General features: G+C 60.7%; 12 protein-coding genes. 3 read left to right on the top strand and 9 right to left on the bottom strand.

What is annotated here, in order from left to right; translation table 11 throughout:
- From B4F73_RS11415 to B4F73_RS11385, 7 genes are all read right to left on the bottom strand, one after another.
- Positions 1-647 (bottom strand): hypothetical protein (locus B4F73_RS11415; protein WP_290483302.1); only part of this gene is annotated, 647 nt, incomplete at its 3' end.
- Between the two features lie 106 nt (positions 648-753).
- Entirely contained in the window at positions 754-1,026 is a 273-nt protein-coding gene (locus tag B4F73_RS11410; RefSeq protein WP_206991248.1) for a DUF1153 domain-containing protein, read from the bottom strand.
- 210 nt (positions 1,027-1,236) lie between these two features.
- Positions 1,237-2,319 carry a phosphotransferase gene (locus tag B4F73_RS11405; RefSeq protein ID WP_051607420.1) on the bottom strand — a complete coding sequence of 361 codons (1,083 nt, stop codon included), beginning with the start codon at positions 2,317-2,319 and terminating at the stop codon, positions 1,237-1,239.
- On the bottom strand, positions 2,320-2,958 hold the full coding sequence (locus B4F73_RS11400; RefSeq protein ID WP_290479885.1) for a hypothetical protein: 639 nt from the start codon (positions 2,956-2,958) through the stop codon (positions 2,320-2,322). It lies immediately after the preceding gene.
- A 13-nt stretch (positions 2,959-2,971) separates the two neighbouring features.
- Entirely contained in the window at positions 2,972-3,781 is an 810-nt protein-coding gene (gene proC / locus B4F73_RS11395) for a pyrroline-5-carboxylate reductase (protein ID WP_290479886.1), read from the bottom strand.
- A gap of 10 nt (positions 3,782-3,791) precedes the next feature.
- The gene (locus tag B4F73_RS11390; RefSeq protein ID WP_034810645.1) at positions 3,792-4,295 is read right to left on the bottom strand and encodes a YbjN domain-containing protein; all 504 of its coding nucleotides are present in this window, start codon (positions 4,293-4,295) and stop codon (positions 3,792-3,794) included.
- A gap of 129 nt (positions 4,296-4,424) precedes the next feature.
- The gene (locus B4F73_RS11385; protein ID WP_206991251.1) at positions 4,425-4,676 is read right to left on the bottom strand and encodes an accessory factor UbiK family protein; all 252 of its coding nucleotides are present in this window, start codon (positions 4,674-4,676) and stop codon (positions 4,425-4,427) included.
- Positions 4,677-4,761: 85 nt separating this feature from the next.
- Between B4F73_RS11385 and lgt the strand changes: the two genes are divergently transcribed.
- Together lgt and B4F73_RS11375 are read left to right on the top strand one after the other, a co-directional pair.
- Positions 4,762-5,718: a prolipoprotein diacylglyceryl transferase gene (gene lgt / locus B4F73_RS11380; RefSeq protein WP_242517383.1), complete on the top strand. Its 957-nt coding sequence runs from the start codon at positions 4,762-4,764 to the stop codon at positions 5,716-5,718.
- A 7-nt stretch (positions 5,719-5,725) separates the two neighbouring features.
- Entirely contained in the window at positions 5,726-6,772 is a 1,047-nt protein-coding gene (locus B4F73_RS11375; RefSeq protein WP_290479887.1) for a class I SAM-dependent methyltransferase, read from the top strand.
- Between the two features lie 6 nt (positions 6,773-6,778).
- Here B4F73_RS11375 and B4F73_RS11370 read toward each other — a convergent pair whose 3' ends face one another.
- Positions 6,779-7,621, bottom strand: coding sequence for an alpha/beta hydrolase family protein (locus B4F73_RS11370; protein ID WP_290483301.1), 843 nt, complete (start codon positions 7,619-7,621; stop codon positions 6,779-6,781).
- Entirely contained in the window at positions 7,563-8,738 is a 1,176-nt protein-coding gene (locus tag B4F73_RS11365) for a hypothetical protein (protein ID WP_290483300.1), read from the bottom strand. Before B4F73_RS11365 ends, B4F73_RS11370 begins: the two co-directional genes overlap by 59 nt.
- 165 nt (positions 8,739-8,903) lie before the next feature.
- Here B4F73_RS11365 and B4F73_RS11360 point away from each other — a divergent pair.
- Positions 8,904-9,335, top strand: a 432-nt coding sequence (locus B4F73_RS11360) for an MsnO8 family LLM class oxidoreductase (protein WP_290483299.1), incomplete at its 3' end; no start/stop codon positions are given.

The raw sequence follows: 9,335 nt of genomic DNA, 5'->3' as shown, positions 1-9,335 counted from the left end.
CTGCGCAGGATCGATGCGGTGCGCGCGGGGTCCTTGCGCACAAGGGATGCGGCGTCCGGGTCCGGCTGGCGGACCGGGCGTGGTTTGGACACCGGAATGATGTCGGCAGATTCGATGCGGGTCGACTTTCGGTCAGCTGGCGCGCCGGTACTCGTCGCCGCGGGAGCCGCATCAAGCGGGGCACGAAAACCAACCCATGCCAACAAACCGCAAAGCAATGCGTACAGGCCAAGCTCAGTCCAGCCAGTTGCATCCGGACGACCGGCAACACCGCGCGCGAAGTCAGCCTGTTCGATGATCAACTGATCGCCGGTTTCAGGCGACAGGAGAATGGCGGAACTTGCAAGACGTTGCAGGGTTGGTGCGGTCTCGCTCGCATCTGACGCCAGCAGGATGAGGACCGATCGGCCTGAGCGACCATCGCCGGACACGGAAAGGCGGATATTTCCCGTGCCAGCCACCGGCTCAAGAATACCCATCAGGGAAGTTTCAATGGCTGATCCAGGCACCCAGGATTCAACGGGCTGGGTGAACAGGTCGCTGGCACGCCAGCTGCCCAGCACGCCAGCAATGACAAGCGCAAACAGCGCGACTGCTCGTGTGGAGAGCATCGCGCTGCCTTGGAATTTTGCGAGCTTATGGTCCATTCGCCACTCCTGTTGCCGGGTAAACTTCCGGCATTCAGGACCAGTGATAGGCGCTGGCATTTAAATTTGTGTTTAACGGAGAGGAGTCCGTTAACCGTGACGCGTCCTAGCGGCGGTATTGCTGCAAACGTGTGGTCCGCAGTCCCTTGGTTCCGTGACGGGAATAAAGCTTCTCCCACGTCTCGAACTCTTCTTCGCTCAGGCTGTAGCGATCGCAAGCAGCCTTGCGGGACAGGAGCCCCCCGGAGACTGCTGCAACGACTTCAGCTTTGCGACGCGTAACCCAACGCGAAATGTTAGGTGACGGAAGATCCGCCAGAGTCAGCATCTGGCCATCCGGGCCGGGGACGCTGATGTTACGTGCATTGTGCTGTTCCATGTCCACACCATTCTAGTTGCTATGACAGGACTGCCCGGCTTCTCCGGGCGCCATGGAAATCAACATACAGGGTGGGGTTTAAGCCGAGGCGTAAGCGACCCGGTCAGTTTTACTCCCCCGGTTAGAGGAATGTTTGGAAAGCTGTACCGGGCCGGGACAAATTGTGGGAATCGGCTGGATTCATTACAGAAAGTATAACTTTCGCCTGGATTACGGCAGCAATGCCAGCGCATCATTGTCGCGTGCCTGCGCTGCGTGACGGCGCAGCATGGTGAGGAACATCTCGTCTCCGCGGTCCGTCTGTTTCACCAGCATCGCGGCCCCGAAAGCGACCGACATGCCGTAAAAGCTGAACCAGCGATAATGATCGTAGAGCGCCTCGAACGAATAGTCGGAAATACCCTGCTCGGTCAGCCGCGCATGATAGAAGCGCAGCAATGCCTGCTCGTGCTTTGGCCGGTCTTCGCGCGTCAGGCCGGCGCCGATAAAGTATGCGACATCGCCAGCTGGCGCGCCCTTGCCAGCTGTTTGCCAGTCTACAACGGCCAGTGGCTTGGGTGCCGCGTCCGCGCCGAACAACATGTTGTCGAGCCGGAAATCATTGTGCGTAAGCGCGTGCGGGCCGTCATAACCCTCACTCCAGGCTGGCAACGCGGCCGCATAGGCATCGCCCACAAGGATGTCGTCAGCCTCCAGCCGTTCACCATACCGATCCTTGAATCCATGCCAGAGCCCACTCACTGCTTCCGGTGTCAGCGCGGGTGGCGGCGCAAGGTCACTGCCCTGCAACCAGGCGTGCGTATCAAGCGAAGGATCATTCCAGTACGCGGCATGCAACACAGCCGCTGCCGACAAGGCACGCTCGGCCTCGGCAACGCTACACCCCTGAAGTTGGTCGCCCTGCTCTGACGGCGCCATGTCTTCCATGATCAGCGCGAACCGGTTCGTGTCCGGGTCATAATCTGTGTAAAATGCCGCGGGTGTAATCACGCCGGCCACTTTCGGAAAAGTTCGATAGAATTTTACTTCCCGCTCATAATGGCCGAGCAGCTTGGCAGTCATCAGGCTTTCCGGGCTGTCAGACGGAAACTTGCCTACCAGTGTCGCCGGAGCATTCGGCCCCTTGCGCGCATAGTCGAAAACAAAGCGGACATTCTCGCCGATCTGTCCGGTGCCGATGGATTTTGCGGTGAGGCCAGCAACCTCGGCGTCAATACCGATCTCTCCAAATAGCGCATTGAACCAATCCGCTCCCAATGAGAGCGGGTCTGCGTCGAGGCCTGGTCGACTCATTCATGTTTCCTCCGGTTTCGTTTCCTCGTCGGCAGTGTTGTCCTGCCGTGTTTTCTTTTTTCCCCAGCCGGTGAAGCGCTGAAGCTGCTCCATCCGGTCTTCGGCGTCGCGCAGGCCCTTGTCGAGCGCGGCCATGGTCAGCGCGAAATCGCCGCTTGTTTCCTTGCGCCAGGCGCGTTCAGCTGTGTCGATCACATAACCAATTGCGACGGATTTGAGCCCCACCGGCGCGCCGGAGCGATTGTCGAGCCCGGCTGAGACAAGCGCCCAGTCGGCGCTGCGCTTTCGGGCGAGTGGAAGCGAGAGCAAGAGCGACGGCGTATGGTCGCGATACTTCATCAGCGAAAGGAGACCGGCACGGTGCGCTTCCATTGCCTCGAACCGCAGCATGATGACGTCGAACAGGCGTTCCCGCGGGCTTTCATCATGCGACACGCCCTCTTCCGACATGGCCTTGTCGAAATAGGGGTCGGCATGTGCGGCAAGATCATCCTTGCCGGCAAGGCCATGAAATTCGGAAAGACTGGTATCTGCGGCCTCCGCAATGGCCGACAGTGTCAGATCGGCCCAGGGCGTCTCGTCGGCAAGTTCCAGTGCGGCGAGCAGGCCCTTTTCCAATATGCCTGCCTGCGTCGTCATCGGTAACTGTCCTCTAATCCGGCTCTCTGGAAAGCTCCCGGTCGCGGGTCACAGCAGCGCGCAGGGCTTTCCTCAGCAATATAGGCATCCCACCGTCATCCATAAGGATGTCAAGAGCGGCCTGGGTGATGCCGCCGGGGGAAGTGACCATTTTTCTGAGCGCATTTGGAGTCTGGCCAGATTGTTCCATCAGGGCCGCCGCGCCGATGATCGTCTCGATGGCAAGGCGCGCCGCCATGTCCTTTGGCACGCCTTCGGCCTCTCCGGCTTCGGTCATCACCTCAGCAAGCAGGAAGACATAGGCCGGGCCGCATCCTGAAATGCCAGTCGCGGCAACCATCGTCTTCTCGTCCATTGGCCCTTCGACAAGCCCGAGCGGTGTGAGCAGCTTGCGGGCGGTTTCAATATCCACAGAGCCCAGCGACGAGGCCGCCGACAGCAGCGTGACGCCCTTGCCGACGGACCCCGGCGTGTTCGGCATGGCGCGGATCACATGCGGTGTGCCGAGGCGGTCTTCGAGCTGGCTCAGCTTGATCCCGCCCATGACAGAGATCACCAATGTTCTCTCATCGATGTATTGCTTGATGCTTTCAGCAGCGCGCGTGAATTGCTGGGGCTTGATACCCAGAACGACGATGCGCGCAGGCGACGGGTCCGGGTTGAGCGTGATGCGGCCGGCTTCAGCCCACTCTTGCACTTGCGGGGTCGGGCGCGGCGCGACGATGGAAATACTAGGCTTGGATCGCCCCGACAGCCAACCGGACGCCAGTGCGCCGCCCATGCGGCCTGCCCCGATCAGGACAATTGACTGTGCCGCCGCCACGCGCCGGGTCTCAGGCTTCGCCGTGGGTTTCGAACATGACCGCATCCATCGCTTCGCGTGGGCTCTTGCCAGCCCAGATCAGGAAGTTGAACGCAGGCACAAACCGGTCAACGGCGCTGACGGCCGCCGCGATGGTCGAACGGAGCTCGCCCAGCGAGGCTTCATCCCGATCCATCATGGAAAAGGTATATCGGAAAATGACCACACCTTCGTCTGCCCAGTAATCAAAGTGGCCGAGCCAGAGGCGCTCATTGGCCATGATGATCAGTTCGGACAGCTGACGGCGTTTGTCAGCAATCGGCTTGATGTCGAGGGTGACGGAAAAATGGATCGCGGCTGGCTCAGGGCGAAACGCAAACAGCGCGCCCATATCACCCCAACGGGTCTCAGCCACAGCCTGAATAGTGCCTTCTTCGTCGCGTTCGTGTTGCCACCCGGCGATTTCGAGGGCCTCTTCGACGCGATCGAGCGGATCGATCCCTTCGAATTCTTCGCGTGAAAGATCAAGGCTCATGAAAGTCTCCCCTTCTTTCTGAAGTCATGGACACAGGATTCGTGCCCAATGGCCATCCCCGTTGAAACGCGGCGCAGGGTCTGCGTCCACCCCGAACAACAGGTAGGCATATAAAGTCTGTGGGTTGCGCTATTTGGATTTTGCGGCCGTTTCGAGCTCTGCCACACGCGCTTCCAGCGCTTCGACACGCTCCAGCGCCGCCGTGGCGAGCGTCTTCAGTGCCTCGACTTCGTCGCGGCCCGCCAGGTCCATATCGGCGATCAGGCCCTTCACGCGGGCCTGGGCTGCGGTCTTCGCCTCTTCGCTTGCGGCCCGTGCAGCACCCATTGCGCCGGTCATCAGACCTGCAATGTCATCTAGCAGTGGATTTGTTGTGGCCATGCGGCTACTCCTTCGCGGCATCGGGCGGACAAGTTCTCGGTCCCCTAACAGATAGGTCCTTATCCATACAGGGAAAAGACGCTGCATGCTGGATATGATGAGCTTCGCTGCAACCCTCCTGCCCGCTGCGGCGCTGACCTTCCCGGATGTCAGTCCGGCGCTGGTCTCCATTGATCTCGGCTTTCTTGGCCTCGGCACCTTCCATTTGCGCTGGTACGCGCTCGGCTACATGGCCGGAATCGCGCTTGCCTGGTGGTATGCCAGCGCGATGATCCGGCGTCCGCGCCTGTTTGGCGGCACCAGCCCGCTGACCAAGGACCAGCTCGACGACATCATGTTCTGGATCATTGTCGGCATCATTCTCGGCGGACGGTTCGGCTATGTCCTGTTCTACATGGTGCCCTACCAGTTCGACGTGATCGCGGCGAACCCGCTGACCATTTTCAAGATCTGGGATGGGGGCATGGCATTTCATGGCGGCATTCTGGGCGTTACCATCGCGCTTATCCTGTTCGCGCGCCGTCGCAAAGTGTCTCTGCTCTCGATTGGCGATATTGCCGGCGTCGTCGCGCCTATTGGCATCGGCCTCGTCCGTCTCGCCAATTTCGTGAACGCCGAACTCTATGGTCGCCACACGGATGCGCCCATCGGCATGGTGTTCCCGGAAGGTTATGTGCGCGGCTCGACGCCGCCGGCCTATAATTGGGATACAGGCGAATGGGCCTATACAGACTTCGAGACCGCCCGCCACCCCAGCCAGCTATATGAAAGCGTGCTGGAGGGTTGGTTACCGCTGATTGTGGGATCGATCCTGATCTGGCGCTTTGGTGCGCTGAAGCGGCCCGGCCTTATCGCCGGCCTGTTCCTGCTGATCTATGCGACCGGCCGTACCATCGTGGAGAATTTCCGCCTGCCCGACAGTTTCGTCGAGGGCCTGCCGGACTGGATCACGATGGGCCAGCTGCTCTCCATCCCGATGTGGATCGGCGGCGCCTGGCTGGTCTGGAATGCGCTGAAGACAAAGCCTGTAGCCGCGGACTGATCTGCCCATGACCCTCAAGGATCGCATCATCCGCCTGATCGAGACCGGCGGCCCCATCCCGGTTTCGACCTATATGCAGCTTGCCCTGCATGACTCGGCCCAAGGCTATTATGCCACGCGCCCCGGCCTTGGCACTGATTTCATCACGGCGCCGGAAGTCAGCCAGGTCTTCGGCGAACTGATCGGCCTGTGGGTCGTGAATGAATGGCGGGCCATGGGCGCGCCGGACTCGTTTCATCTGGTCGAGATTGGTCCCGGTCGCGGCACGCTGATGGCGGATGCGCTGCGCCTCGCCTATGTCGCGGGCGGCCGCGAATTTGCCGATGCCGCCAAACTCACCCTCGTCGAGCCGAGCCCGGAATTGCGCAAGGTGCAGGCAGAGCGTCTCAGCGATTATACGCCGTCTTTTGCCGACACGCTCGGCAATGTGCCCGCCGGGCCGATGATCTTGGTCGCGAATGAATATCTCGACTGCCTGCCCGCCCGCCAGTTCCGCAAGGCGGATGGCCAGTGGCGCGAATGCGTGGTCGGGCTGGATGCGGACGGAGCGCTGGCCTTCGGTCTTGCCGCCGACGAGCAGCGCGCGCCCGATGGCGCCGCCGAAACGTCAGAGGCGGTCGAGGTCCAGATCGGCTTCGACCTGTTGATTGCAGACCTCCTCACCCGCCCCGCGCCGATGCGCGCGCTGTTCATTGACTACGGCCCCGCCGATGCGACGCCGGGCGACAGCCTCCGCGCCTTCAGCCAGGGCGAGCAGGTCTCCCCCCTCGCCCGCCCCGGCGAAACCGATTTGACCGTGGACGTGGATTTCGGACGCCTGAAACGGCTTGCCGCGCGCATGGGACTGGATGTGGCCGGGCCGACACCGCAGGGCATGTTCCTGATGGGGCTCGGGGCACAGGCACGGCTCAACCAGCTGGTCGAGGCCAATCCCGACCATGCCGACGCGATCTTCAACAATGCCCAGCGGCTGATCGACCCGAAAGACATGGGCAGCCGCTTCAAGGCGATCTGCCTGTCGAGCACGGGCCTGCCCGCGCCGGTTGGGTTCTAGGCGCCCCTACTCGGCTTCAGCGCCGATATGCTGGTCTATGAATGTCGCCATAGCGCGTAATGCGTCAATTCGCGTATCGCCATCCGACATCCAGTGATCCTCACCTTCCAGTTCGAGGAAGGTCACATCCTTGCCGGCTTTTTCGAGAGCCCGTTCCATGATCTCGCTCTGCTTGATCGGCACGACGGTGTCGTCATTGCCATGGATCAACAGTACGGGTGCCGTGAACTTGTCTGCGGCTCTGGCTGGCGAGATAGCATCCAGCTTCTCGCGCTCTTCATCAAGATCGCCTATGTTTTCCTGCCAGTAGTCCAGCGCCCAATGCTTGCGCCCATTATCCCACTTCACATCCACGAGGAGGGGTCGAATGTCCGACACGGGTGCAATCGCCACGACGCATTTGTACAGGTCAGGTGTGAACGCACCGCCCGCGAGCGCCGCATAGCCGCCATAGCTGGCCCCGACAATGCAGACACGTGTCGGGTCTGCCAGGCCCTGCTCCACCAGCGTCTGCACGCCATCAGTGATGTCATCCTGCATCTTGCCGCCCCACTCCCCCTTGCCGAGAATCCGGTGCTCAGTTCCGTAGCCTGACGACCCCCGGAAATTCGGCTGAAGCACGAGGTAGCCCCGATTGGCGAAATACTGCGCCATCCAATCGAACCCCACCGCGTCATACGATTCTGGTCCACCATGTGGCATCACGACCAGAGGCAGCTTGCTGGCCGTTTCAATATCCACGCCTGCCGGCCAGGTCAGGATCGACGGAATGTTGAGCCCATCCCGGGCTTTATAATTGACAGAAACCATCTGGCCGATGGCGTCTGGGGGGTATGTTGTCACGCTCATCCGCGACGAGCATCATTTGGCCGGTTTCCCGATCCTGCAGGACATAACTGCCGGGCGTGTCGCTGCCATAGATCAGGTAGAGTAGCTTCGACCAGTCATCGGTCCAGGATACGAGATTTACGGAGGCCGTGGAAAACTGGCTCACCATGCCCGAGACGGCCGCGTCCACATCCGGATCATAAAACTTGTACGAGGGCACTGCGCCGGAATATTCGACACCGAGAACGAACCGGTTCCCATCCTTGATGATCCGCTCGATCGTACCGCCCTTCCCGCCGAGCGATGCAGGCGTCAAATGCCCCGAGAAATCGAGCTCATAAACGTTTCCGGAATCATCGGCATCACTACCGTCGGAAAACAGCAAGGCGGACCGGTCAGCCTTGATACCCGTGACACCGGGGGGAAGTTGCGATGTTTCGAGTTCATAGATGAGCTCACGCTTCCCGTTCACATAGGTATAAACCCTGTAGGTATCCGTGGTGTTATTATAGTCCTCCCGCGCAAGTACCGTCCCATCCTCGTCCACGAACCAATCAACCGTATTGTCGACACCGCTCTTGAACCGTCTTCCTTTGCCGGTCTTCAAATTGACGCGCAGCAGGCTGTAATTCGGATGAGAATAGCGATCTCCGACATAAGCCGGCATGAAGATGTAGCCGGGGTCGGCATCGTCACCGACAATCCGCCCAAGACGGCCCTGGGCAGGATAGATGTTGTCCGTACCCCTCAACAGGAATGTCAGTTTCTTAGTCTTCAGACTGAAAGAGAAAGCGCCCGAATATTCAAACTCCCCCCGAAACCCGATCACGAACTTCGTTTCCGAAGCAAGGATGACGATGTTCTCCTCATCGGCGAACCAGATGTCACGCGTGGCAACGTCGTCGATCTTCACGTGATAGGTCTTCTGTCGCGTCGCGAAGTCAAACGTGACCAGATAGTCCGCCCGTTCCCGGCGCTCGGCAAAGGCAACGATCGATCCATCCGGAGACAGGGCCATGTACCGGATTGAGGGCAGGTCGCCATAGGCTTCCAGCGGCGGATGGGTGACCTCGGCGCTGGCCGTGTTGAAGCCAAAGCCGAGCCATGCCGCCAGAACGGCGAGGACCAATACTCTCATACAGGATCTCCCCAATAACTGCGTTCAGGCTATTTTGGATGGAAAGGCGAGGCAACACCGAAACCGCCCGATTCCGACCAACTCCACCCTTCCGCTGCGCAAGCCGGGCTTGGCTTTGGCGGCGCGGTCCCCATGTCTCAGGGATGCAATGCAAGGGGCCTTGATGTGGCTGAACTTTCGATCCTGGAACTCGGACGCGTGCGCGAGGGCTTTACCCGCGCCGACGCGCTGAACGATGCCCGACGCCTCGGCCAGCACGCCGAGACATGGGGCTACAAGCGGCTCTGGGTCGCCGAGCACCACAATATGAAAGCCGTCACGACGGCGGCCACCTCGCTCGTCGTTTCGCACATTGCGGCTGGCACGAAGACCCTCCGCGTGGGCGCTGGCGGCATCATGCTGCCCAATCACGCGCCCTATATCATCGCCGAACAGTTCGGCACGCTGGAGGCGCTCTATCCGGGCCGCATCGACCTCGGCCTTGGCCGCGCCCCCGGCACGGACCAGATGACCCTCCGCGCCCTGCGGCGTGACCCGACCAGCGCCGACCGTTTCCCACAGGATGTTCTGGAACTGCAGGCCTTTCTCGGCCCGGTC

The sequence above is a fragment of the Hyphomonas sp. UBA3601 genome, from assembly GCF_002375605.1.
In the GTDB taxonomy this organism is placed as follows: Bacteria; Pseudomonadota; Alphaproteobacteria; order Caulobacterales; family Hyphomonadaceae; genus Hyphomonas.
Note: the sequence above shows the minus strand (reverse complement) of the source record. Positions and strands in the feature narration are given on the sequence as shown.

Bases quoted from the DNA above. Each gene is read 5' to 3' on its own strand.
- B4F73_RS11410 (WP_206991248.1), bottom strand. From the start codon at position 1,026: ATGGAACAGCACAATGCACGTAACATCAGCGTCCCCGGCCCGGATGGC.
- B4F73_RS11405 (WP_051607420.1), bottom strand. From the start codon at position 2,319: ATGAGTCGACCAGGCCTCGACGCAGACCCGCTCTCATTGGGAGCGGAT.
- B4F73_RS11400 (WP_290479885.1), bottom strand. From the start codon at position 2,958: ATGACGACGCAGGCAGGCATATTGGAAAAGGGCCTGCTCGCCGCACTG.
- B4F73_RS11390 (WP_034810645.1), bottom strand. From the start codon at position 4,295: ATGAGCCTTGATCTTTCACGCGAAGAATTCGAAGGGATCGATCCGCTC.
- B4F73_RS11385 (WP_206991251.1), bottom strand. From the start codon at position 4,676: ATGGCCACAACAAATCCACTGCTAGATGACATTGCAGGTCTGATGACC.
- lgt (WP_242517383.1), top strand. From the start codon at position 4,762: ATGCTGGATATGATGAGCTTCGCTGCAACCCTCCTGCCCGCTGCGGCG.
- B4F73_RS11375 (WP_290479887.1), top strand. From the start codon at position 5,726: ATGACCCTCAAGGATCGCATCATCCGCCTGATCGAGACCGGCGGCCCC.
- B4F73_RS11370 (WP_290483301.1), bottom strand. From the start codon at position 7,621: ATGAGCGTGACAACATACCCCCCAGACGCCATCGGCCAGATGGTTTCT.
- B4F73_RS11365 (WP_290483300.1), bottom strand. From the start codon at position 8,738: ATGAGAGTATTGGTCCTCGCCGTTCTGGCGGCATGGCTCGGCTTTGGC.